The sequence below is a fragment of the Leucobacter weissii genome (genome assembly GCF_017565745.1).
Lineage (GTDB): Bacteria > Actinomycetota > Actinomycetes > Actinomycetales > Microbacteriaceae > Leucobacter > Leucobacter weissii.
On record NZ_JAGDYM010000014.1, the window covers coordinates 117,116 to 139,579 of the forward strand.

At 71.0% G+C, this 22,464-nt stretch carries 21 protein-coding genes; 13 read left to right on the top strand and 8 right to left on the bottom strand.

What is annotated here, in order from left to right; genetic code table 11:
- Positions 1-31: 31 nt before the first annotated feature.
- Positions 32-964, bottom strand: coding sequence for an ArgP/LysG family DNA-binding transcriptional regulator (locus tag J4H92_RS12485; RefSeq protein ID WP_208098522.1), 933 nt, complete (start codon positions 962-964; stop codon positions 32-34).
- A 95-nt stretch (positions 965-1,059) separates the two neighbouring features.
- Here J4H92_RS12485 and J4H92_RS12490 point away from each other — a divergent pair, with 95 nt between their 5' ends.
- The 3 genes from J4H92_RS12490 (at position 1,060) to J4H92_RS12500 (ending at position 3,605) form a co-directional block, all read left to right on the top strand.
- Positions 1,060-1,674, top strand: a complete 615-nt coding sequence (locus J4H92_RS12490; protein ID WP_208098523.1) for a LysE/ArgO family amino acid transporter — start codon at positions 1,060-1,062, stop codon at positions 1,672-1,674.
- Positions 1,675-1,785: 111 nt separating this feature from the next.
- Positions 1,786-2,736, top strand: coding sequence for an ABC transporter ATP-binding protein (locus tag J4H92_RS12495; protein WP_208098524.1), 951 nt, complete (start codon positions 1,786-1,788; stop codon positions 2,734-2,736).
- Positions 2,733-3,605, top strand: coding sequence for an ABC transporter permease (locus J4H92_RS12500; RefSeq protein WP_208098525.1), 873 nt, complete (start codon positions 2,733-2,735; stop codon positions 3,603-3,605). The genes J4H92_RS12495 and J4H92_RS12500 overlap by 4 nt, the downstream gene beginning before the upstream one ends.
- A gap of 220 nt (positions 3,606-3,825) precedes the next feature.
- On the opposite strand, the gene J4H92_RS12505 is transcribed toward J4H92_RS12500, so the two are convergent.
- Both J4H92_RS12505 and J4H92_RS12510 read right to left on the bottom strand, forming a co-directional pair.
- Positions 3,826-5,172: an MFS transporter gene (locus J4H92_RS12505; protein ID WP_208098526.1), complete on the bottom strand. Its 1,347-nt coding sequence runs from the start codon at positions 5,170-5,172 to the stop codon at positions 3,826-3,828.
- A 164-nt stretch (positions 5,173-5,336) separates the two neighbouring features.
- Positions 5,337-6,482, bottom strand: coding sequence for an RsbRD N-terminal domain-containing protein (locus J4H92_RS12510; RefSeq protein ID WP_208098527.1), 1,146 nt, complete (start codon positions 6,480-6,482; stop codon positions 5,337-5,339).
- 130 nt (positions 6,483-6,612) lie between these two features.
- Here J4H92_RS12510 and J4H92_RS12515 point away from each other — a divergent pair, with 130 nt between their 5' ends.
- From J4H92_RS12515 to J4H92_RS12545, 7 genes are all read left to right on the top strand, one after another.
- The gene (locus J4H92_RS12515; RefSeq protein ID WP_208098528.1) at positions 6,613-8,256 is read left to right on the top strand and encodes an amidohydrolase; all 1,644 of its coding nucleotides are present in this window, start codon (positions 6,613-6,615) and stop codon (positions 8,254-8,256) included.
- Between the two features lie 28 nt (positions 8,257-8,284).
- Positions 8,285-9,742 (top strand): L-lactate permease, encoded by a 1,458-nt coding sequence (locus J4H92_RS12520; protein WP_208098529.1) that lies wholly within the window; start codon positions 8,285-8,287, stop codon positions 9,740-9,742.
- A gap of 37 nt (positions 9,743-9,779) precedes the next feature.
- Positions 9,780-11,084: a sensor histidine kinase gene (locus tag J4H92_RS12525; RefSeq protein ID WP_208098530.1), complete on the top strand. Its 1,305-nt coding sequence runs from the start codon at positions 9,780-9,782 to the stop codon at positions 11,082-11,084.
- Complete coding sequence (locus J4H92_RS12530; protein ID WP_208098531.1) at positions 11,081-11,728, top strand: response regulator; 648 nt, start codon at positions 11,081-11,083, stop codon at positions 11,726-11,728. Before J4H92_RS12525 ends, J4H92_RS12530 begins: the two co-directional genes overlap by 4 nt.
- A 378-nt stretch (positions 11,729-12,106) precedes the next feature.
- Positions 12,107-12,469, top strand: coding sequence for a GntR family transcriptional regulator (locus tag J4H92_RS12535; RefSeq protein WP_208098532.1), 363 nt, complete (start codon positions 12,107-12,109; stop codon positions 12,467-12,469).
- The gene (locus J4H92_RS12540) at positions 12,466-13,368 is read left to right on the top strand and encodes an ABC transporter ATP-binding protein (RefSeq protein ID WP_208098533.1); all 903 of its coding nucleotides are present in this window, start codon (positions 12,466-12,468) and stop codon (positions 13,366-13,368) included. The genes J4H92_RS12535 and J4H92_RS12540 overlap by 4 nt, the downstream gene beginning before the upstream one ends.
- Positions 13,365-14,075, top strand: coding sequence for a hypothetical protein (locus tag J4H92_RS12545; protein WP_208098534.1), 711 nt, complete (start codon positions 13,365-13,367; stop codon positions 14,073-14,075). Before J4H92_RS12540 ends, J4H92_RS12545 begins: the two co-directional genes overlap by 4 nt.
- A 115-nt stretch (positions 14,076-14,190) precedes the next feature.
- Here the strand turns inward: J4H92_RS12545 and J4H92_RS12550 are convergent, their stop codons facing one another.
- A complete protein-coding gene (locus J4H92_RS12550; RefSeq protein ID WP_208098535.1) occupies positions 14,191-14,718 on the bottom strand; it encodes a gamma carbonic anhydrase family protein in 528 nt (175 codons plus the stop codon).
- Positions 14,719-14,807: 89 nt separating this feature from the next.
- On the opposite strand from J4H92_RS12550, the gene J4H92_RS12555 reads away from it, so the two are divergent.
- Together J4H92_RS12555 and J4H92_RS12560 are read left to right on the top strand one after the other, a co-directional pair.
- Positions 14,808-15,815 (top strand): DUF1731 domain-containing protein, encoded by a 1,008-nt coding sequence (locus J4H92_RS12555; protein ID WP_208098536.1) that lies wholly within the window; start codon positions 14,808-14,810, stop codon positions 15,813-15,815.
- 94 nt (positions 15,816-15,909) lie between these two features.
- Entirely contained in the window at positions 15,910-17,400 is a 1,491-nt protein-coding gene (locus J4H92_RS12560; RefSeq protein ID WP_208098537.1) for a DNA recombination protein RmuC, read from the top strand.
- Between the two features lie 82 nt (positions 17,401-17,482).
- Here the strand turns inward: J4H92_RS12560 and J4H92_RS12565 are convergent, their stop codons facing one another.
- A complete protein-coding gene (locus tag J4H92_RS12565) occupies positions 17,483-18,766 on the bottom strand; it encodes a glycosyltransferase (protein ID WP_208098538.1) in 1,284 nt (427 codons plus the stop codon).
- A 155-nt stretch (positions 18,767-18,921) separates the two neighbouring features.
- Here J4H92_RS12565 and J4H92_RS12570 point away from each other — a divergent pair, with 155 nt between their 5' ends.
- Positions 18,922-19,554: a TetR/AcrR family transcriptional regulator gene (locus J4H92_RS12570; protein WP_208098539.1), complete on the top strand. Its 633-nt coding sequence runs from the start codon at positions 18,922-18,924 to the stop codon at positions 19,552-19,554.
- On the opposite strand, the gene J4H92_RS12575 is transcribed toward J4H92_RS12570, so the two are convergent.
- From J4H92_RS12575 to J4H92_RS12585, 3 genes are read right to left on the bottom strand one after another with little or no spacing between them, the layout of a single operon-like run.
- A complete protein-coding gene (locus J4H92_RS12575; protein WP_208098540.1) occupies positions 19,548-20,681 on the bottom strand; it encodes an ABC transporter ATP-binding protein in 1,134 nt (377 codons plus the stop codon). The genes J4H92_RS12570 and J4H92_RS12575 overlap by 7 nt on opposite strands.
- The gene (locus J4H92_RS12580) at positions 20,678-21,574 is read right to left on the bottom strand and encodes an ABC transporter permease subunit (RefSeq protein WP_208098541.1); all 897 of its coding nucleotides are present in this window, start codon (positions 21,572-21,574) and stop codon (positions 20,678-20,680) included. The genes J4H92_RS12575 and J4H92_RS12580 overlap by 4 nt, the downstream gene beginning before the upstream one ends.
- Positions 21,567-22,454 (bottom strand): ABC transporter permease, encoded by an 888-nt coding sequence (locus J4H92_RS12585; protein WP_208098542.1) that lies wholly within the window; start codon positions 22,452-22,454, stop codon positions 21,567-21,569. The genes J4H92_RS12580 and J4H92_RS12585 overlap by 8 nt, the downstream gene beginning before the upstream one ends.
- Positions 22,455-22,464: the final 10 nt, after the last annotated feature.

Below are 22,464 nucleotides of genomic sequence, written 5' to 3' on the forward strand. Positions count from 1 at the left end.
TCCCCTCGAAGACCCGGCGACCCGACGAATCCTATGAGTGTATCGTCGTCGTTCGCAGGGGAATCGCCGCCGCGGCCTCCTCGGCGATGATCTCCGAGAGACCGTCGAGCACTGGTGACCGCAGGTTCCAGCGCTGCCAGTAGAGCGGCATCTCGATGGCGGAGACGGCGCGGGATCCGCCGTGCTGGAGGGCGCCGAGGTCGATGAGGCCGCCCCGCTCCAGCGCTGCTCCGCACTGCAGCTCGGGGAGCATGCCCCAGCCCATGCCGAGCTCGATCGCCAGCGCGAACTCCGCCGAGGAGGGCACGAAGTGCCGCGGGGGGTCGACCCGCGCGCGGGTGATGCGCCTGATGAAGCGCTGCTGGAAGGCGTCGTGCCGATCGAACTCGATCATCGGAGCGCGCTGCAGCGTCTCGGCGTTCAGGCCGGCGGCGAAGTGATCGGCGGCGAACCCGGGCGCCGCCACCGCGCGGTAGCGGTCGATCCCGATGCGCGTGCTCGTGCAGCCCGGAACGGCGTCGGCGGTGGCGGTGAGCGCCGCCATCGCCTCCCCCCGGCGCAGGCGCTCGGTGCTCAGCGTCTCGTCGGAGCGGATCACCTCGAAGCGCGCACCGGTCTCGCGCGCCGCCCGCGCGAGTGCCGGCACGAACCAGGTCGCGAGCGAGTCGGCGTTGACCACGATCGGCACCACGGTGCCGCCGGCAGGGCCGTCGCCGAGCTCGCGGACGGCGTCGTCGCTCAACCGTTCGATCTGGAGGCAGAGCCGCAGGACCGTCTCGCCGGCCCGGGTCAGCCGGATCGGCCGCGTGCGCTGCACGAGCACCGATCCGATGCGCTGCTCCAGGGCCTTCACCCGCTGGCTCACGGCGGAAGGGGTGACGTGCAGACGCCGTGCGGCGCCCTCGAAGCTCCCCTCGTCGACGATCGCGGCGAACGTGCTCAGATGCTCGAGCGGCAGATCCACGGGCCCGTCCCTTCTGAAGCAGAGCTTATGTTGGATCAGGATAATTAGGCACTCTGAAATAGCGCAAGCCCGTCGGCCGGGCCTAGCGTCGAAGCATGATCCTTCCCGCGCTCCTCGGTCTCGGCACCGGCCTCTCCCTCATCGTGGCGATCGGCGCGCAGAACGCCTTCGTCCTGCGCCAGGGCATCCGCCGTCAGCACGTGCTGCCCGTGGTGCTGATCTGCGGGCTCACCGATGCGCTCCTCGAGGTGCTGGGCGTGGCGGGCATCGGCCTCGTCGTCGAGCGCGCACCGACCCTGATCGAGGCGATCCGCTGGGGCGGCGTGCTCTTCCTGCTCTGGTACGCCTGGGGAGCGGTGCGCCGCGCCATGCGGCCCGAGGCGCTGGCCGCCGCGCAGGGCTCCGAGGCGTCGCTGAAGCGGACCGTCCTCGCGTGCCTCGCGCTCACCTATCTCAACCCGCACGTCTACCTCGACACGATGGTGCTGATGGGGTCGATCGGCAACGCGCAGGGCGATCCCGGGCGCTGGTGGTTCGCGCTGGGCGGCGCGCTGGCGAGCCTGGGGTGGTTCGCGCTGCTCGGATACGGCGCCCGGGGACTCACCCGCTTCTTCGCCACACCGCGCTCCTGGCAGATCCTCGAGTGGTGCGTCGCCGCGATCATGGTCGTCATCGCGGCGCGCCTCGCGTTCGGCGGCATCGAGGTCTGAGCGGGGCTGGGCGTTCGGCGGGCGCGGTCGCGGCGCATCCACCGGTCGGTGGAGGCAAGATCCTCCGGTCGACCGCTTCCGGCCGCCGCGCGCGTCGACCAGCATGGAGGCATGACCTCGCGAACACCGCCTCGCCCGACCGGCTCCCACCCGAGGGGCGGCACCGCCGGGGGAGAGAACGCCGTCGAGGTGCGCGGGCTGAGCAAGCGCTACGGCGACCGGGTCGTCCTCGACGGCTTCGACCTCACGGTGGCGGCCGGGGAGACCTACGCCCTGCTCGGACCGAACGGCGCCGGCAAGAGCACGGCGGTCGAGATCCTCGAGGGCTTCCGGCGTCCGGGCGGCGGCGAGGTGCGGGTGCTCGGCGAGGAACCGCTCGGCGCATCGCGATCCTGGAGGAGCGAGCTCGGCATCGTGGCGCAGCAGACGGGCGATCTCGGCCCGTACTCGCCGCGCGAGCTGATCGAGCATTTCGGCGGGCTGTACCCCGATCCGCGAAGCGCCGACGAGGTGCTCGAGATGGTGGGACTGGCCGAGCACGCCGGGCGTCGCGCGGGCAAGCTCTCGGGCGGGCAGCAGCGCCGCCTCGACGTGGCGCTCGGGATCGTCGGGCGACCGCGGCTGCTGTTCCTCGACGAGCCCACGACCGGCTTCGACCCGGAGGCGCGGCGGCAGTTCTGGTCGATGCTCGAGGGGCTCGCCGGACAGGGCACCGCGATCCTGCTCACCACCCACTACCTCGATGAGGCGGCCAGACTCGCCGATCGCGTCGGCGTGCTCACCGGCGGCAGGATCGTGGCCGAGGCGCCGCCCGCCGAGCTCGGCGGTGCGGCCGCGCGGGTGCCGGTGGTCCGCTGGCGGGACCGGTCCGGGACGCGCCGCGAAGAGCGCAGCGAGCGGCCGGCCGAGCTCGTCTCCCGCCTGTACGACGAGCACGGAGGCGAGCCCGAGGATCTCGAGGTCCGCCGCCCCGAGCTCGAGCAGATCTACCTCGAACTGATCGGCGAGTCCGCGACGAGCGGCCCGTCGCACGACATCCACCGGACGGAGGCCGCCGCATGAGCGCAACGACCCGCCCCGACTCCTCCCTCGGGCGCGGCACGGACCGCGGCGCCCCGCCGGTCGGCGTGCTCACCGCGGCCGTCTCGGCGATCCGCTTCGAGCTGATGGCCTACTTCCGCACCCCGGACACGGTGTTCTTCACCTTCCTCTTCCCGGTCCTGATGCTCGGCATCTTCGGCACGGCGTTCGCCTCGATGGACGAGGTGGGCGTCCGCCCGGACGGCACCGGCGGCATCACGATGGCCGCCTACTACCTCCCGGGCATGGTCGCCTCGGCGATCCTCCTCTCCGGTCTGCAGAACCTGGCGATCGACATCGCCCGCGAGAAGAGCGAGGGCTGGCTGCGACGCCTCGGCTCCACCCCCCTCTCTCCGGTGAGCTACTTCTTCGGCAAGGCGGGGGCGATCCTCGTCACCACCGCGGCGCAGCTGGTGCTGCTCTTCGCCTTCGCGGTGCTCGTGTTCGGGGTGGAGCTGCCGCGCGAACCCGAGCTCTGGCTGCGCTTCGCCTGGATCGCGCTGCTCGGGATCGTCACCATGACGCTGCTCGGGATCGCGCTCTCGGCGCTGCCCCGCTCGTCGCGGAGCGCGACCGCGGTGGTGCTGCCGATCGTGCTGCTGCTGCAGTTCATCTCCGGCGTGTACCTGATGTTCTCGATGCTGCCCGACTGGCTGCAGTCGATCGCCGCGCTGTTCCCCCTCAAGTGGCTCGCGCAGGGGATGCGCAGCGTGTTCCTGCCGGATCACCTGGCCGTGCTCGAATCGGGCGAGGTCTGGGATCTCGGTCTCGTCGCGCTGAATCTGGGGATCTGGCTGGTCGTCGGTCTCGTCGCCAGCCTCCTCACCTTCAGGTGGGTGCGCCGCAGCTGAGGCGAACGCGTCCAGCGTTCGCTGCTGCGGCGCATCGCGGCCCACGGCCGCGGGGTGGGGCGGGTGGCGGCGCGAGCCGTGTGGTGACGTCGGGCGAACGCGTCCAGCGTTCGCTGCTGCGGCGCATCGCGGCCCGCGGCCGCGGGGTGGGGCGGGTGGCGGCGCGAGCGAGGTGTCGCCGGTCCGGCCGCAGCGCCGTTCCGCGGTGCTGGATCGGCGCTCAGGCCTCCTGGATGACGACCCGGTCTGGGTGGAGGTGGCGCCTGCTGAGCAGCCCTCCGATGCCGGTGAGCGCCGCGAGCGCGAGCAGGATCGCCACCGCGGGCCAGGATGACGGGACGGCTGCGTTGGCGATCAGCGCGGTGGCGATGAAGGGGAGGAAGCCGCTGAGCGCGCCCGCGATGTTGTAGCTCAACGAGATCCCGCTGTAGCGCTGCTCGGGTGAGAACAACTCGGCGAGGAGCGCGCCGTTCACCGCGTAGGGGATCGCGCACACATTGATGCCGACGATGATCGCGACGGTCACGAGCACGGGAGAGCTCGTGTCGATCATCCAGAACAGCGGCACGCCGGAGACGAACACGATGAGCGAGCCGAACAGCGTGATCCGCCAGGCGCCGAGGCGCTCCGCGGCGAAGCCGGCGAGGGGAATGACCGCGAGTTGCAGCACGGCCGCGAAGAGCGTCGCGTTCACGACGAGCTGCCGTTCGAGACCGAGGGTCGTGGTGGTGTAGCTGATCGCGAAGGTGTTGAAGACGTAGAAGCCGCCGATGCCGATGAGCGAGGTGGCGATCCCCAGCACGAGCTTGCGCGGCGACTTGCGGAACACGTCGAGTGCGGGGATCTTCGCGCGACGGTCGAGCTCGACGAGGCTCTTGAAGATCGGCGACTCCTCGACCTTGAGGCGGATCCACAGCGCGATGATGAGCAGCGGGAACGCCGCGAGGAACGGGAGGCGCCATCCCCAGGCATCGAAGCTGTCGCTGGGCAGCAGGAGCACGACGGCGAAGGCTCCGGAGGCGAGGAGCGTGCCTACCGGCGATCCGATCTGGACGAGCGCCGCGTATCTGGCGCGGCGCTCCACCGGCGCGTGCTCGACGGCGATCGTCGTCGCCCCGCCCCACTCGCCGCCCACGGCGAGGCCCTGCAGGATCCTCAGTACCGCGAGGGCGACCGGGGCCACGACGCCGATGTCCGCATAGGCGGGCAGGAGACCGACGAGGCCGGTGGCGCACCCGATCAGCACGATGGTGGCGACCAGTGCCGGGCGCCGTCCCACCCGATCTCCGATGATGCCGAACACGAAGGCGCCCACGGGCCGAGCGACGAAGCCGACACCGAATGTGGCGAGCGAGGCGAGCGTCGCCGCGACCGGATCGAAGGTCGTGAAGTAGAGGCGGTTGAACACGATCGCTGCAGCGGTTCCGAACAGATAGTAGTCGTACCACTCCAGGGCCGTGCCGACGAAGGCGGCGCGCGCGATGCGGCCGGCTTCCCGCGCGTTCACCACGGGCGCATCCGTCTCCGAACCGCGGGCGGTCTCGGGTCGTCTGGGTGTCTCGGTCACTTGGTCCTCCTCGACGCAATGGGGATCCGCCCGTTCCGTCCGTCGGGTCGGATCGTGGGCGTGAGGAAAATCCTAGGGACGGTTGCGAACCGCAGGGGATAGCCATCGACCCTCGGCACTCGGCGAATGTGTGTGCACCCGCACAGTCTCCGGGTGCGGAGCCCTCACGGTCGCGACTCGGCCAGGACGAAGTGCGCGAGGGCCGCGTCGGCGGGGATCCCCAGATCCAGCCCGGTGGTCTTCTTGAAGGAACCGAGTCGATTCACCACGGTGTTCCTGTGGCAGAACATCGCCGAGGCGGTGTCCCGGATGGAGCCGCTGCGCAGGTAGAGCCGTACGGTCGAGAGCAGCACCGAGCGCTGGGGCTCCGGGATCCTCAGGATCGCTGCAAGCGCTCGACGGTGCGCACCCGGCATGATGCCGTGGAGCGCGTGCGCGGCGATCGTCGGCCAGATGTCCTGAAACCGCAGGCACCGCCCCTCGGGCAGGGATCCTCGGTCGAACAGATCGACGATGCGGGTGATCGTCGACGGCAAGTGCTTGAGGCCGGGGAGGTCGTCGAGCACGACGCACTCGAGGTCGGCGAAGTTCCGGGTCCACGGATCCTCAGAAGGCGAGTGGGGTCGGAAGGCATAGTTCGTCCCGCCGATCTCGGAGCCGAAGGCGGCGCCGCTGCTCAGCGATGCGTCGAGCCTCGTCAGCATCGCGGCGGCTGCGGTCCCTCGGGCGATGACGACTTCGAGCCGGGCGGCCGGATCGACGCCGAGCCGGGCGGCGATCTCATCCGAGTGGAGTTCTCCGTCTCCGGTGAAGAGCCTGGAGAGCTGTCTCTCGCTGACCAGCCGGAAGTCCTTCCGCAGGCGCGCCTCTTCGCGCAGATACGAGTGTTGGACCTCGAGCGCGTACCGCTCGACGAGCACGAGCACGTCCTCGACGTAGCTGACGAGCTCGGCGGCCTGCTCCTGCGCCGCCAGCGCGATGAGCCTTCCCCAGAGCACCCGCGAGTTCAACCGGATCGCCTCGAGGAGCACCTCGAGCGGAACCCCCTGACGCGCCCGCCGTCGCCCGAGCTCCCGTGCCGCGGGCAGATCCCCGGACTCCGCGGAGCCCCGGACGATCAGGCCGATGAGGTCGTGCATGGTGTCGTGGGAGGTGTCCATGATCTCCTCCGCGCTGACGAGCTCTCGATACCGGGTCGTCAGACCGCTCTCTCGGAAGCGCCTGCGGAACTCGGCCGCCGCCACGTCCACGACGGCTTCGAACTGCGCGTGGTCGAGCCGGTCGGCGAATCTTCCCGTATCAGAATTCATCCCCGACGCCTCCCCTGTGCATCTGCTCAGTGATCTGCACCGAAGTCGTGCTTCTTCACCATGGTCATCTGTGATGCTGCACAGCTTAGATGGTCGGAGCAGACGGGTCCACTTGAGGGAGGCATCAGCCATGGGCATCGATACGATCATCAGGAACGCGCGGATCGTCACCGTCGACGACGTCCGGCCCGAGGCCCGGAGCATCGGAATCGACGGGACGCGCATCGTCGGGTTCGACGAGGATCTCGACGGGGTCCGAGCCGATCGCGTGGTCGATCTCGGAGGAGCGGTGCTGCTGCCGGGGTTCAACGACGTCCATGCGCACAGCGTGAAGTACGGCCAGTCGTTGCGAGAGATCGATCTCTCCGATGTGACCGACGGCGCTCGACTGCTCGAGCGCATCGGAGCGCACGCCCGATCCGGAACCGGATGGCTGATCGCCTCGGGTCTCAATCCGTTGGGAGTGTCCGGACCACTGCCCTCCCGCGACGAGCTGGACCGGGCGTCCTCGGGCAGGCCGCTCTGGATCAAGCACGCGTCGAGTCACGCCTACACGCTGAACGGCGCGGCGCTCGCGAAGATCGGTGTTCCCCAGTACCCGTCGGTCCAGCCCTCGGGCGGGGTGATCGTCGTCGACGCCTCGGGACGGGCGACGGGGCTGCTCGAGGAGAACGCGATGCACCTGGTGCATGAGGCTCTCCTGCCGGACTCCCTCGAAGACATCGATCAGGCCCTCGACCTGGCCACGGCGCGGTATGTCCGCGAGGGACTGACCTCGGTCACGGACGCCGGGACCTCGGGCGGGTGGATAGGCCACAGTCCGCGCGAACTCGCCGCCTATCAGCGCGCGCGGGAGCGGGGCGCGCTTCGGGTGCGCATGCAGGCCATGGTGGCGAGCGAAGCGCTGCATCGGCTGGAGGGCCACGCCTCGGACCCGACCGCGCGCGGGTTCGGGGCGGGCATCCGAAGCGGCTTCGGCGACGAGTGGCTGCAGATCGGGCCCACGAAGGCGTTCCTCGACGGCTCGCTCCTCGGGGCCACCGCGGCGCTCAGCGAGGAATACGATAACTGCGCCGGAAGCCGGGGCTACCTGGCCGGCGACGCGGATGCGATGAGCACGCAGTTGCTCGAAGCGGCGGCCGGTGGATGGTCCCTCGCGCTGCACGCCATCGGCGACGCCGGCGTCGACCTCGCCCTGGAGATCATCGGCACCGCTCTCGCGAGGCACGGGCGGCCCGTGCTTCCGCACCGCATCGAGCACGGCGGGGTCGTGCGGCCCGACCAGATCCTCCGGATCGTCGAGCTCGGCGTCGTGGTGGTGCCGCAACCGTATTTCATCGGCGTGTTCGGAGACGGCATGCTTGCGAATCTCGGCCCCCGGCGCGCCGAGTGGTCCTACCGTGCGCAGACGATTCTGGATGCCGGTGGCATCGTTCCGGGAAGCTCCGATCGCCCGGTGGCCCCCGGAGCCCCGTTGCGGGTGGTTCAGGCGTTCGTCGAGCGCCTCACCGAGACCGGAGCGCCCTATGGCCCGGGCGAACGGCTCAGCGCGGAGGAGGCGATCCGCGCATACACCCTCGGGTCTGCCCGAGCGACCGGCTGGGCGCACGCGAAGGGGAGCCTCTCCCGGGGGAAGCTCGCCGACCTGGTGGTGCTCGCCGAAGATCCACGCGAGGTCGACGCCGCGAGCATCGGGAGGATCGACGTGCTCGGAACGGTCATCGGGGGGCGCAGCGCCCACGGGCTCCCCGAGCTCGCCGACGCGGGGCGATGATCGACGCGGTTCGAGACGAGCCCCGCGGATGATGGCCGCGCTGATCGCCTCCATCCCGCTCATCGTCATCGTGGCGCTGTTCGCGGTCGGCGCGCGGTCGCTGCCGGTCGCGGCCGCCGGGACGGCGGCCGTCGTACTCACGGCCATCGGCTCGGGATCGCCGCCCTCGACGATCCTCGGTGCGCTCCTGCTCGCCGGGCCGACGGCGGCCGGGGTCGTCGTGGTGCTCTGCGGGGGCTTCGTGCTCACCGGGATGCTCTCGGCGTCGGGCGGACTCGCCCGCATCGCCCGCCTCTTCGAGGAGAGCGCGTCCGACACCGGCACGCGCCTGCTGATGATCGCCTCGGGATTCGGGGTCTGGATCGAGTCCGTAGTCGGTTTCGGCGTCGGGCTGATCGTGGCGATCCCGCTGCTCGTGCGAGCGGGACTTCCGCCGCCGCGGGCGACGCTGGTCTCGCTGCTGACGATGGCGTTGGTCCCGTGGGGCGCGCTCGGCGCCGGAACGCTGATCGCCGCGGATCGCGCCGGTCTTTCCGCCGCGGCGCTCGGGACCGCGTCGGCCTGGTTGAGCCTGCCGCTCATGGTCGTCAGCACCGCGGTCGCGGCCTGGGTCTGCAGATCCGCCGGCTCTCCGCCTCGGGCCCTCCCCCTCGCCCTTTTCGTCGGGGTCGAATGGGGGGCGCTCGTGCTCGCCAACACCCTTCTCGGCCCCGGCGCCGCGGGAGCGATCGCTCCGGTGGCCGCGGTCGCCGCCGTGGCGCTCGTCCGCGGGAGACGCAATGCCCGCCGGGCGTCTCTCGATCGGCCCCTCGCCCGCGCGCTCGCCCCCTTTCTGACGCTCATGTCGGGTCTGATCGTCACGGGAGCGCTCCGCGCCTCCGGAGCGCTCCCCCCGGCCTGGGCCTTCCTCGCGAGCCCGCAGTTCTGGATCATCTCCTCCGTGGCCGTCGCGTTCGCGGCCGCGGCGACGTCCGGCGGTCCGGTGCTGCGGGCGGCCGGACGCGCGCTGCGGGCCAGTGCCTCTGCGGTCCTCGCGGTCGTGCTGTTCCTCTTCATCGGCGTGGCGATGTCCGAGAGCGGGCTCGCCGCCTCGATCCTGGGCCTGGCCGAGGGAGCCGGTGCGACGTTCCCGTTCGTCGTCGTCGGCATCGGCATGGTCGCCGGAGTGTCGGTCGGCTCGAATGTCGGGGCCGCGGCGATGTTCCCCGGCCCGGTCGCGGCGTCCGCCGGAGGCTCGGCTCATGATCCGCTGCTCTCCGTGGCGGCCTACAACGTCGTCGCCTCGTTCGCCACGGGGCTGTCTGCCTCGCGACTCGGCCTGGGACTGGCCGCGGCCGGCGACCCGGGCGCAGAGTCGGATGGAGAGCCGGCCTCCGCTCCGGGAGCGGGCGGGCGGGCGCTCGACATCCGCTCGGTGTTCGGGGTGACCCTGGTGGTCGCCGCGGGGCTCACCGGGGCGCTCGTCGCCGCGATCGCCCCGGGCTGAGCGATCGCGCCCGCGCCGCAGGGGGGAGAATGGGAGCATGAGGACACGGTTCTGGCGGCATCCGCTGCGATGGTGGGATCTCGCCGTCGCGGTGGTCGCGGTCCTGCTGTGCCTTCCGGGCGGCGTGAGCGCGCTCTTCCGCGACGGAGCGGTGGCGGGGGACCCGAGCGATCTCGCGCTCGCACTGGCCCCGTTCGGCGCCTTCCTCCTGCTCTACGCGCTGCTCGGCCGCGCCGCGCTGCTGCGCGGCATGCGGGATCTGCAGCCGGACGGCCGGGCGCTCGCGTTCCTCGGGGGGTCGGTGCTGCTGCTCGCCGCGGCGACGGCGCTGAGCCCCAGCTATGCGACGCTGCAGGTGCTCGGGTACCCGATGATCTGGAACATCGCGGGCACCTACGCGCGTTCGGTCGTGTGGAGCGTCGCGATGGCCGCCGCGGTGGGGATCGGATCGTCCGCCGCGTACGTCCGCCTCGACGTCGACCAGCCCTACTGGACCGCGGCGGTCACGGCGCTGCTCTCGCTGGTGCTCTCGATCATGATGGGCACCTGGATCACGCGCATCTTCGAGCAGGGCGAGCAGCAGCGGAGACTCGCCGAGCAGCTCCGCAGATCGCAGGACGAGGTCTCGGATCTCAGCGCGCGCGCCGGCGCCGCGGCCGAACGCGAGCGGCTCTCCCGCGAGCTCCACGATACGCTCACGCAGACGCTCACGGGCCTCGTGATGCTCAGCGAGCAGGCGGAGCGGGCGCTCGCCGCGGGCGACGCGGAGAGGGCCGGCGAGCGGCTGTCCCGGGTGAGCGAGGCATCGCGGGAGGCCATGACCGAGGCGCGCGCCCTGGTGGCCGCCACGCAGCCGCTCGGCGACGGGGGACTCACACAGGCCGTCGAGCGGGTGGTCGCCGGCCTCGAGCGCGACACCGGCCTCAGCGTCAGCTGCGCTCTCGAGGTCCCGCCGATGGATCGGGAACTCGAGGTGGTGCTCCTCCGCGCGGCGCAGGAGGGTCTCGCGAACGCCCGCCGGCACGCCCGAGCGTCGAGCGTCGCGGTCACGGTCCGCGCGGCGGACGGCGGGGTGCTGCTCCGCGTCGAGGACGACGGCATCGGCCCGCAGACCCCGCGGGACGGCGCGGGCGGGTTCGGGCTCAGCGGTCTCGCCGACCGGGTCCGGCTCGTCGGGGGCGAGGTCGTCTTCGGCCCGGGCGCGGCGCGCGGCGCGCGTCTCGAGGTCCGTCTGCCGCTCCACGGAGCGGCGATCCCGGCGACGCCCGTCCCCGCAACCGATTCGCACCCCCAGGCCGTGCGCGGGTCCGCGACCGAGGCGAGCGCGGGGGCGTCGTCGTGATCCGGATCCTGGTGGCGGACGATCACCCGGTCGTGCGTGCGGGCATCGTCGGCCTGCTCGAGACCGAGGACGGTCTCGAGGTCGTCGGAGAGGCCGAGAGCGGAGAGTCCGCTGCAGCGCTCGCGGCGGAGCACTCGCCCGATGTGGTGCTGATGGATCTGCGAATGCCGGGCATCGGCGGAGTGGAGGCGACACGGCGGGTGGTGGCGGACGATCCCTCCGTCCGCGTGCTCGTGTTCACCACCTACGAGGCGGACGATCAGATCCTCGCGGCCATCGAGGCCGGGGCGGGCGGGTACCTCCTGAAGGCGGCGCCGGCGGCCGAGCTGATCGCGGGCATCCGGGCCGTCGCGGCGGGGCAGACGGTGCTGGCCCCGAGCATCGCCGCGCAACTGGTGGTTCGGGCGCAGCGGACGGCTCGCCGTCCGGCCGATCCGGTGCGCGGCGGGAGCCCCCAACTGACCGCCAGGGAGACCGAGATCCTCGGGCTGGTCGCCCAGGGGCTCAGCAATCCCGAGATCGCGGCCCGGCTGTTCATCGGCGAATCCACGGTGAAGACGCATCTGCTCCACGTCTTCGAGAAGCTCGAGGTGGGGGATCGCACGCGCGCCGTCACCCGGGCCATGGAGTGCGGCCTCCTCTGAGCGCGCCCCTCTTCCCCGCTCGTCGGATCTCCTGCGGTCCGTCTCCCACTCGCGCTCCCTCCTCCTCCCCGCTCCGGCGCCTTCTGCTCTCCTTTCTCCTCGCATCCGCTCCCTTCCTCGCATTCCCTTCTCGTCCGTCCTCGTCTCTTCTCCGGCCCCAGGCCCTCCCTCCCTCGCCGGTCCCGCTCCCCTGAGGACCCGAAGCGCCCTTTCCGCCCGGAGAAACGGGCGCTTCGCGTCCTCTCGCGACGGAAAAGCGCGAGGAACGGGCGGAGAGCGAGAGAGGCCGGGGCTTGACAGCGCCGCGGCAGGTGCGTAGGTTCATTAGTGAAGTAATGAACCAGTGAAGTTCGCACGAGCGAGAAGAAGGAGGGCGACGTGTTCGACGATACGAGGCCCATCTTCCTGCAGCTCGCGGAGCGCGTCGCGGCCGACATCCTGCGCGGCCGCTACGCGGAGGGCGAGCAGGTCCCCTCCACCAACGAGCTGGCGGCCCACCTGCGCATCAACCCCGCCACGGCCGGCAAGGCGCTGAACCTGCTCGTGGAACGCGGGATCCTCGTCAAGCGTCGCGGCATCGGCATGTTCGTGGCCGCGGGTGCGCCGGAGCGCATCGCGGGCGAACGGCGGCAGGGACTCGTTCACGACTTCATCCACCCGCTCCTGGCGGAGGCCGCCGCGCTCGGGCTGAGCCCGGCCGAGGTCATCCGCCTCATCGAACAAGAAACGGGAACACCATGACCATCGCCATCGACACGCGCGGACTGACGCGCCTGCACGGACCGGTCCGCGCGCTGGACGACGTGACCGTCCAGATCCGCGAGAACACGATCACGGGCCTGCTCGGGCGCAACGGCGCGGGGAAGACCACGTTCATGTCGCTCGCCACCGCGCAGGACCGGCCCACCTCGGGCGAGTTGCGCGTACTGGGCGAGCCGCCCTTCGAGCGCGCGAAGGTGCTCGAGCGCCTCTGCTTCATCCGCGACAATCAGCGCTACCCCGACGACTACAAGCTGCGTCACGCGCTTCGCGCGGCGCGCGTCTTCTACCCGAACTGGGATCAGGCGGTCGCCGACGAGCTGGTCTCGCTCTTCCGCATCCCGGAGAAGACGGTGATCAAGAAGTTCTCGCGCGGACAGTTCTCCGCGCTCGGGATCGTCCTCGGTCTCGCCTCGCGCGCGCCGATCACCTTCTTCGACGAGCCCTACCTGGGTCTCGACGCGACCGCGCGCTCGCATTTCTACGATGCGCTGCTCCGCGACTACACCGAGCACCCGCGCACCATCCTGCTGTCGACCCATCTGATCGACGAAATGGATCGTCTGCTGGAGCGGGTCGTGATCCTGGACCGCGGCCGCGTCGTGCGCGACGCCGAGGTCGACGAACTGCGCGGGGCGGCGTTCCAGGTGTCAGGGCGGACGGAGGCGGTCGAGCGCTTCGCCGAGGGCTCCGACCTGCTCAGCCTGCATCGCGTCGGCGGCCTCGCCACGGCGGTGATGGAGGGGCCGGCGTCCGAAGACGTTCGCGCGGCAGCGCGTGCCGCCGACCTCGAGATCGGATCGGTCTCGCTCCAGCAGCTGGTCGCAGCCTACGGATTCGACGGCGCCGAAAGCGCCTCAGAGAAGGGAGCGCGCGCATGAACCGCGCCTGGAAGATCACCCGATTGCATCTGAACAAGCCCCAGACGATGTTCGGAGTGCCCGCGCAGATCGTCGTGTTCGTGCTGATCGTCACCGCGATCATCGCGTTCGCCCTGCAGCGGGCCGGTCTCGACCCGAGCGCACCCGAGTACGTCGACGGCGCCCGGATGAACCAGGGCATGGTCTGGTCGCTCCCCGGCTTCCTCGTCTACTACGGCGTGCAAGCGGTCGCCACCACCTTTCCGTTCGCGCTCGCGCTCGGCACCACGCGTCGCGCCTACGTGCTGGGCACGGCGGTCGCGAACCTCATCCTCTCCGCCTATGTGGCGGCGATCATGCTGATCCTGCTCGGGCTCGAACTGGCCACGGACCACTGGTTCTTCGACGTCTACGCGCTCGACAACTACGCGCTCGGCGCCGGGGATCCCTGGATCCTCTTCGCGACGGTGTTCCTCGGCGTGTTCGTGTCGACCTCGATCGGCGGGGTGTTCGGCGCCGTGTGGGTGCGCTACGGTTCGAGGGGACCGACCGCGCTCGCCCTCGTGCTGGGTCTCGTGCTCGTCGTGCTGCTGCTGATCTTCGTGCCGCAGGCCGCCGAGATCATCGCCGCGGTCACCCGGCCGGTGCTCGCCGCCGTGGCGATCGGTGTGGCTGCGCTGGCGCTCGCCGGGACCTGGCTCTCGATGCGCCGCACGGCGGTGCGCTGAACGCGGCGCCCCGGCGTGCGCCACTGCGCAACAGGACGCGAGCGGGGGTCGGAAGCCGATGCAGGCCCCGCTCGGAGCCCCTCGCGCAGGAGACGCAGGATTCGCGAGACACGCCCTAGTCCCCGGCCAGCCCCCCTGAGCGGTACTGCGCGGCCAGCTCCTGGTACGTGAAGGCGTTGATCCTCACCCGCTCGGCCATGGCGTCGTTCATGGGGCCGCGGTCCTTCGCGGGGAGGCCCGCCGCGAGATGCCCGGCCTCGATCTCCTGGCCCTCGAGCACCAGGGCTCCCGCTGCGACGAAGGCGCCCTCGCCCACGCGGGAGCCGTTCAGCAGCTTCGCCCCCATCCCGATGAGGCTGCCGGCGCCGATCGTGGCTCCGTGGATCAGTGCGAGGTGCCCGACTCCGACGTTGTCCCCGATGATCGATGGCACGCCCTCGTCGGTGTGCACCACGACGTTGTCCTGCAGATTGCTGCCGGCGCCGAGCTCGATGCGATCCATGTCGCCGCGCAGCACCGCTCCGAACCAGACGCTCGCACCGGGTCCGATCCGCACCTTTCCGATGACGGTCGCGTTCGGCGCGATCCAGGCCGTGGGATCGATCTCGGGGGTGACGCCGTCGAAGGGCAGGATGAGAGCCATGCCTCCACTGTAACCGGCTCCCGAAGGCCGGGATAGGATCGAGGAGCGGACTCCGCATCCGGTCTGGGATCTCCGCGTGAGGAGTCGCCGTGCCACGTCCGTCCCGCGTCGTGATCGCCGGAGCCGGCGGCTTCGTGGGGGCGGCGCTGGTCCGGTCCTTCGCCGCGGCCGGCGCCGAGCTGCGTGCGATCGGCCGGCGCGGCCCGATCCCGTGGGACGATCCGGGGGCCGTGGCTCGCGCGGTCGACGGCGCCGAGGTGCTGATCAACCTCTCGGGCAAGAGCGTGAACTGCCGCTACACCGAGGCCAACCGCGAGGAGATCCTGCGTTCCCGCGTGGACACCACCCGGGCTCTGCGCGAGGCGGTGGCCGCGGCGCCGCGGCCACCGCGGGTGTGGCTGAACGCCTCGACCGCCACCATCTACCGGCACGAACTGCTGCGGCCGAACACCGAGGTCTCCGGCGTGCTCGGCGCCGGGTTCTCGGTGGATGTCGCGCGGGCCTGGGAGCGGGAGTTCTTCGCGGACGAGCTGCCCGGCACCCGCAGGGTGGCGCTGCGCATGGCGGTCGTCCTGGGCGACGGTCCCGCGACGCGCATGCTGCTGGCACTCGCGAGAGCCGGCCTCGGCGGCCCCCAGCTGGACGGGTGGGCCCCGCAGCACCGCCGCTACCGCGGTATCGGCCCGCAGCCCACCGGCGACGGGCGCGCGCCGCAGCACCGCACGCGCGGCCGTCAGAAGTTCAGCTGGATCCACGTCGACGACGTGGTGGGCGCCGTGCGCTTCCTGATCGAACGCGACGACATCTGGGGACCGGTGAACCTCGTCGCGCCGAAGCCGGTCGACAACCGTTCGCTGATGCGCGCGCTGCGCCGCGTCGTCGGAGCGCCCGTCGGCCTTCCCGCGACGAGAGCGATGCTGGAACCCGCCATGTGGGCGCTGCGCACCGAGCCGGAGCTCGTCCTGAAGAGCCGCTGGGTGGCTCCCGGCGTGCTCGCGGAGGCCGGTTACGTTTTCGCCCATGCCGAGCTCGAGCCGGCTCTGCGATCGTTGCGGTGCGCCGCGACGACCCGGTCGCGGCCGAGGCGCGGATCGTGAGGGCGGCGATGGCGATCGGATCGCACCACCTCGAGTGTCGGCGGTCGGCACTAGTCTCGTCTGCAGTTGAAGACTCGACCGTTCGGAGGAACGCATGGATGTCATCGTGATGGTGCTCGTCGCCGTGAACCTGGTGCTGGTCGTCGGGCTGCTCGCGGTGGTGCTGCTGCGGGGCGGCAGGGCCGGCGACGGCGCGCGGGACGCGGTGAGGCGGGAACTGCAGGAGCAGCTCGGCGGGGTGCGCGGCGATCTCCAGGCGCAGCGCGGCGAGCTCAGGCAGACCGTGCTCGAGACCCAGCAGCAGACCGATGCGCGCCTGCGGGCGGTCGGCGAATCGCAGGCGGCGGAGCTCGCGCGCGAGCGCGAGGCCAGGGCCGCCGCCAGCGGTGCGCTCAACGAGACCCTGACCAAGTCGCAGACCGAGCTGCGCGCGGCGCTGGAGCAGAGGTTCGATGTGCTGCGCTCCGAGAACGAGGCCAAGCTCGAGCAGATGCGCGTCGCGGTCGACGAGAAGCTGCAGGGCACCCTGAAGTCGTCGCTGGACGAGAACGCCAAGCGCATCCAGGCGCTCACCGAGACCAATGCGACCCGTCAGGCCGAGCTGCAGCGGACGCTGACCGCGGAGCTGGAGAAGCTGCGCCAGGGCAACGAGGCGAAGCTCGAGAAGATGCGGGAGACCGTGGACGAGAAGCTGCAGGGCACCCTGGAGAAGCGCCTCGGCGAGTCGTTCAAACTCGTCAGCGGGCAGCTGGAGCAGGTGCAGAAGGGCCTGGGCGAGATGCAGACGCTCGCCTCGGACGTGGGCGGGCTCAAGCGGGTGCTGACCAACGTCAAGAGCCGCGGCGGCTGGGGGGAGGTGCAGCTGGCGCGCCAGCTCCAGGACGTGCTCACGCCCGAGCAGTACGCCGAGAACGTCGCGACCCTGCCGGGATCCGGCGAGCGGGTCGAGTTCGCGGTGAAGCTCCCGGGCGACGGCGATCAGCCGGTGTGGCTGCCGATCGACTCCAAGTTCCCGCAGGAGGACTACGAGCGGCTGCTCGCCGCTCAGGAGGCGGGCGACGCCCCGGCGATCGAGGCGGCCGGGAGGGAGATCGAGCGCGCGGTGCTGATCCAGGCGAAGGCGATCGCGAGCAAGTACGTGGAGCCGCCGCACACCACCGACTTCGGCATCATGTACCTGCCGACCGAGGGCCTGTTCGCCGAGGTGGTGCGCCGTCCGGGCTTCGCGACCCGTCTGCAGAACGATCACCGGATCATGATCGCCGGCCCCACCACGCTCATGTCGCTGCTCAACAGCCTGCAGATGGGGTTCCGCACCCTGGCGATCGAGCAGCGCAGCAGCGAGGTGTGGAAGCTGCTGAGCGCGGCGAAGACGGAGTTCCAGAAGTACGGCGCGGTGTGGGAGAAGCTGGGCAAGCAGCTGCAGACCGCCCAGAACACCGTCACCGAGGCGGGCCGCCGCACGCGCGCGGTCGAGCGCAAACTGCGGGACGTGGAGACCCTCGAGGTGGGCGGCGCCGAGGGCGAACTCCTGGAGGAGATGTTCCCCGCCGTCGAGGGCGCCTCTGCTCCCGAGGAGGGGTGAGCGGTCTGTCGGCCGATGCCGTTCGCGCGCCCTGCCTCGCTCGGGCTCGAGCTGGCACGGCGGCGCACGCGCGCGGCGTCGCTCAGGCCGCGAGGCCCTCCAGCAGATCGACCGCGCGTCGCAGGCCGCCCCTCGCGCGGATCGACTCGCCGATCCCCTGCAGGCGCTCGCGCAGCCCGGTGTCGGCGAGCAGCCCGGCGATCGTCTCCTCGAGCTCCGCCGGTGTGAAGCCGTAGGTCGACAGCCGGCGCCCGAAACCGCGCTCGTGCACGCGCTGCGCATTGTCGTACTGATCCCAGAACAGCGGCAGCAGCACCATCGGCTTGCCGAAGTGCATCGCCTCGGTGACGGTGTTGTTGCCGCCGTGGGTGATCACCAGGTCCACGAGCGGCAGCAGCGTCGTCTGGGGCACGAACTCCGCTCCCCACATGTTGTCCGCGAGCGCGATCTCCTCGTGCAGCGGCCCCTTCGACACGATCACGTCGATCGGCATGGTGCCGAGCACGTCGATCACCCGCCGCATCAGCGACACGTCGGCGCTGCCGAGCGAGCCGAGCGAGAAGTAGACGAGCGGCCGGTCGCCTCCGGCGAAGCCCTCCGGCAACTCGGCCGCCGACTCGGTTTCGCGCACCGAAGAGTCGAGACGGTGCCACGAGTCGTCGAGCGGCCGCGCATCGACGTAGTCCAGCTCCTCCGGGTAGACGTAGAGGTTCAGCGCGCCGCTGTGGATGAACTCGAGATCGGGCAGCGGCTCCGCCCCCTGCTCCTGCACCCAGGCGTCGAACTCCCGCCACAGCTCGCCGTGGGTCCGGCGGTACTCCTCCCGGAACGCGGGCCAGGCCCCGCCCTCGTCCTCGCCGAGCCCGGAGAAGACCGGGGCGATGCCCGGCCCCGGCACCTCCAGGGGATTGCAGGACACGATGCGGACGAACGGCACGCCCGCGGTCGTGAGCGCGGGGAAGGCGAGCACGTTGTCCTCGACGATGACGTCGGGGCGCACGCGCTCGATGATCTGCTTCAACTGGGGTTCGCAGTATTTCGCCCCGTCGATGAGCGCCTCCCAGATGGGCTTGGTCACCGTCCCGAGCTGCTCCGCGGTCGACTTGCGGAACTCCGGCGAGATCTCGCGGATGTAGTCCTTCCAGAACTGGCCGGCGTCCTGCTCCTCGTCGCCCTCCGGCGGCGGGGCGAGGTCGACGAGGTCCTCCTCGAAGCCCAGCGCCGAGAGCTTGCCCGCCCACGACGCCTCGGCGGCGAACACCACCCGGTGCCCCCGCGCCAGCAGCCGATGGCCGATGCCGATGCAGTTGTTGGTCGGGCCGTATGCGCTCTCCGGCATGAAGAGGAAGGTTCTCGACTCGGTCATGGATGGGTCCTTTCGTCCGTATTTCCAGTAGATGTCTTCAGAGAATCAATTCGAACAATTCGTATGCCGGGATTGGAGAAAACCGTATGATGTGAACAGATATTCAGCGAATCACCGCCGTCGGTCCGACCGTGCGTCCGAGGGCGTGGAGGAACATGGCCAGACCGAAGCGGCAGGGTGCGCGCCGGAGCCAGCTCGTGCTCGCGGCGCAGCGCGTCATCGCGCGGCACGGACTCGACGGCGCCAAGCTCTCCCGGATAGCCGGCGAGGCCGGGCTCACCTCCGGCGCCGTGCTCTACTACTACCCCGACGTCGACGAACTCGTGCTGAGCGCGATCCGGGTCAGCATGGAGCGCTTCTACGAGGAGCGCGCGCGCATGCTCGAAGGGCTCGAGGACGATCCCGCGGTGCGCCTCGTGCGCATGGTCGAGGCGGGTCTCCCGGTGAGCGGCGACGACGTGGAGGTGCGCCTCTTCTGCCAGATGGGAGGAGCCGCCGGTTCGAATCCGCTGGCCGCCACGCTGCTGACCTCGCTCTTCGATCGCCAGGTGGGGCTCTACCAGGTGGTCATCGAGCAGGGGCGGGCGCGCGGGATCTTCTCCGGGAGCGGATCCCCGCTCGTCGCGGCCCGGAACATCGTGGCGCTCGAGGACGCCTACGGCTATCGTATCGTGGCCGGGCACCCCACCATCGACGGCGAGGCCGCGGTGGAGCTGGTACTGGACTACGCGCGGACGGTGACGGCGCATCCGCTGCCGCGCGCCGGGTCGCGGGCGGGCGCTCACTGAGGCGCCTCCGGTTCCCCGGTCGCACGCCCTCGCGGGTCGGGCACCGCGACCACGCGCGCCGGGTCGAAGGAGAGCGCGACCCGGTCGCCGCGTCGGATCGACGTCGCCGTGTGCACGGTGGCGCGCAGCGGCGCCGCGAGGCCCGGGAGTTCCACCGAGAGGGTCGACGATCCGCCCAGGAAGGTGGCGTCGATGACCGTGCCGACGAATTCCGCGCCCGCCCCGTCCGAGGAGCCCTGAGGCTCGGGGACGCGCGCGACCGCGACGTCCTCGGGCCGGATCACGAGCGTCGCCCGGCCGCCCGCGGCCAGCGCGTGCGCCGCGCGCACCTCGCCGAGGCCCGGAAGCACCACCCCGTGCTCGGTCGCCTCCCCGTCGAGCAGGTTCGCGGTGCCGATGAACGCCGCGACGAAGCGGGAACTCGGGCGCTCGTAGAGCGACTGCGGCGTGTCGAGCTGCTCGAGCCGTCCGCGATCGAGCACCGCGATGCGGTCGGCCATCGACATCGCCTCCTCCTGGTCGTGGGTGACGACGACGAAGGTCATGCCGGCCTCGTGCTGCAACCGCTTCAACTCCAGCTGCATCTCCTCGCGCACCTTCCGGTCGAGCGCCGAGAGCGGCTCGTCGAGCAGCAGGAGCCGCGGCCGCTTGACCAGTGCGCGGGCGAGCGCGACGCGCTGCCGCTGGCCGCCGGACAGCTGCGCCGGCCGTCGCTTCGCGAACTCCGTCAGCCCGATCGTCTCCATGATCTCGGAGACCCGCTCGGAGATCGCCGCGCGGGGGAGCCGCTCGGCCTCGAGGCCGTAGGCGATGTTCTTCTCGACGCTGAGGTGGCCGAACAGCGCGTACGACTGGAACATCAGGTTCACGGGTCGCCGGTGCGCGGGGGTGTCGAGCAGGGAGACGCCGTCGAGCCGGATGTCTCCGGACGCCGGCGATTCGAACCCGGCGATCGTGCGCAGCAGCGTCGTCTTCCCGCATCCGGAGGGCCCGAGCAGCGCGAAGAATTCCCCCTCCGCGATGTCGAGGCTCACGTCGTCGACGGCGGTGACCGAGCCGTAGGCGGCGGTCACGCGATCCACGCGCAGCAGCGCCTCCGCGGTGGTCTGCTGGGGCGGGCGGTTCATGCGGACTCCTTCGGTGAGCCGATTCGCGTCAGTCGTTGGGCGGCCAGGATCGTCACGATGCTCACCAGCAGCAGCAGCGTGGCCAGCGCGTTCACCTCGGGCGTCACGCCGAAGCGCACGGTCGAGTAGATGACGATCGGCAGGGTGGGGGTCGTGGGCGCGGCCGTGAAGAAGGCGATCACGAACTCGTCGAGGGAGAGCGTGAAGGCGAGCATCGCTCCCGCGACGATGCCGGGCATCAGCTGCGGCAGGGTGACGCGGAGGAAGGTGCGCAGCGGCGAGGCGCCGAGGTCGCGGGAGGCCTCCTCGAGGCTGCCGTCGATGCTCGCCATGCGGGCGAGCACGATCGCGGTCACGAAGGCCGTGGCGAAGACGGAGTGCGCGATCACGACCGAGTGCAGGCCGAGGGAGAACGACACGAGCGAGAAGAGGCTCAGCAGGCCGATGCCGAGCAGCAGATCCGGCAGCAGCGCCGGAGCGATCGCGTAGGCCCGGATCAGTCCGCCGCGCGTGAAGCGGTGGATCCCGACCGCGAGCAGCGTGCCGAGGAGGGTGCTGATGGCGGTCGTCGCGACGGCGACGATGAGGGTGTTGCCGAGCCCTTCCAGCATGGCTCGGTTCGAGAGCAGCGAGGCGTACCAGTCGAACGAGAAACCGGCCCAGACGAAGAGGTTCCTCGAGGCGTTGAAGCTCATCACCACGACGACCGCGATCGGCAGGTAGAGGAAGGCGTAGCCGAGCCAGAGGGGCAGGTGCAGCCAGCCCGGCCCGCCTCGCCGACGGCGCCTCGGCGAGGTGCGTTCGCCGATCGCGCGCAGCGCGGTCGTGGTCGGCGCCGTCTCCGGCTCGATGGGACCGCGGCAGGTCCCGATCCCGGTTCGCTGTTCAGCCACGGCGTCCTCCTCCGCTCAAGCGTCGGCTCACCCGGCTCTGCCCGACGATCAGCAGGGCGAGGAACGCGGTGAGCACCAGGGCGAGCGTCGCGCCGAAGGGCCAGTCGCGGGCCTCCAGGAACTGGTCCCGGATGAGATTGCCGATCAGGATCATCTTGCCGCCGCCGAGCAGCTCCGGGATCACGAAGTTCGACATGGACGGGACGAAGACGAAGATCGCGCCGGTGAGCGCTCCGGGCAGCGACAGGGGCAGCGTCACGGTCCGGAAGACGCGCCACGGCGTCGAGCCGAGATTCGTGGCCGCCTCTCGGAGCGACGGATCCACCGCCTGCAGCGAGGCGTAGAGCGGCAGCACCATGAGCGGAAGGTACATGTAGAGCAATCCCACGGCCACGGCGCCGCCGTTGTAGAGCAGCGGCAGCGGCGCATCGATGATCCCGAGCCCCTGCAGCGACTGGTTGACGATTCCCGCGTTGTTCAGCAGCAGGATCCAGGCATACGTGCGGATCAGGAAGTTCGTCCAGAACGGCAGCACGATCGCGATGAGCGCCACCGTGCGCCAGCGGGGCGGCAGTCTGGTGATCGCGTAGGCGATCGGATAGCCGAGCAGCAGCGCGAGCAGCGTCACGATCAGCGCCATGCCGACGGACTGCACGATGACCCCGGTGTACAGGGGATCGAGCAGTTTCGCGAAGTTCTCGGTGGTGAAGGTGAACTGGACCCCGCCGAAGCGGCCCCTCGTGAAGAACGAGTAGACGAACAGCAGAGCGACGGGCACTGCCATGAACAGGGTGAGGAAGAGCACGCCCGGCCCGAGGAACGGCAGCGCGCGAAGCCGCCCGCGCGCGGTGCGGCGCGCGGGCCGGATGCGGTCGGTCATGGGATTCCGC

Bases quoted from the DNA above. Each gene is read 5' to 3' on its own strand.
- J4H92_RS12490 (WP_208098523.1), top strand. From the start codon at position 1,060: ATGATCCTTCCCGCGCTCCTCGGTCTCGGCACCGGCCTCTCCCTCATC.
- J4H92_RS12495 (WP_208098524.1), top strand. From the start codon at position 1,786: ATGACCTCGCGAACACCGCCTCGCCCGACCGGCTCCCACCCGAGGGGC.
- J4H92_RS12500 (WP_208098525.1), top strand. From the start codon at position 2,733: ATGAGCGCAACGACCCGCCCCGACTCCTCCCTCGGGCGCGGCACGGAC.
- J4H92_RS12510 (WP_208098527.1), bottom strand. From the start codon at position 6,482: ATGAATTCTGATACGGGAAGATTCGCCGACCGGCTCGACCACGCGCAG.
- J4H92_RS12515 (WP_208098528.1), top strand. From the start codon at position 6,613: ATGGGCATCGATACGATCATCAGGAACGCGCGGATCGTCACCGTCGAC.
- J4H92_RS12520 (WP_208098529.1), top strand. From the start codon at position 8,285: ATGATGGCCGCGCTGATCGCCTCCATCCCGCTCATCGTCATCGTGGCG.
- J4H92_RS12525 (WP_208098530.1), top strand. From the start codon at position 9,780: ATGAGGACACGGTTCTGGCGGCATCCGCTGCGATGGTGGGATCTCGCC.
- J4H92_RS12540 (WP_208098533.1), top strand. From the start codon at position 12,466: ATGACCATCGCCATCGACACGCGCGGACTGACGCGCCTGCACGGACCG.
- J4H92_RS12545 (WP_208098534.1), top strand. From the start codon at position 13,365: ATGAACCGCGCCTGGAAGATCACCCGATTGCATCTGAACAAGCCCCAG.
- J4H92_RS12550 (WP_208098535.1), bottom strand. From the start codon at position 14,718: ATGGCTCTCATCCTGCCCTTCGACGGCGTCACCCCCGAGATCGATCCC.
- J4H92_RS12560 (WP_208098537.1), top strand. From the start codon at position 15,910: ATGGATGTCATCGTGATGGTGCTCGTCGCCGTGAACCTGGTGCTGGTC.
- J4H92_RS12565 (WP_208098538.1), bottom strand. From the start codon at position 18,766: ATGACCGAGTCGAGAACCTTCCTCTTCATGCCGGAGAGCGCATACGGC.
- J4H92_RS12570 (WP_208098539.1), top strand. From the start codon at position 18,922: ATGGCCAGACCGAAGCGGCAGGGTGCGCGCCGGAGCCAGCTCGTGCTC.
- J4H92_RS12575 (WP_208098540.1), bottom strand. From the start codon at position 20,681: ATGAACCGCCCGCCCCAGCAGACCACCGCGGAGGCGCTGCTGCGCGTG.
- J4H92_RS12585 (WP_208098542.1), bottom strand. From the start codon at position 22,454: ATGACCGACCGCATCCGGCCCGCGCGCCGCACCGCGCGCGGGCGGCTT.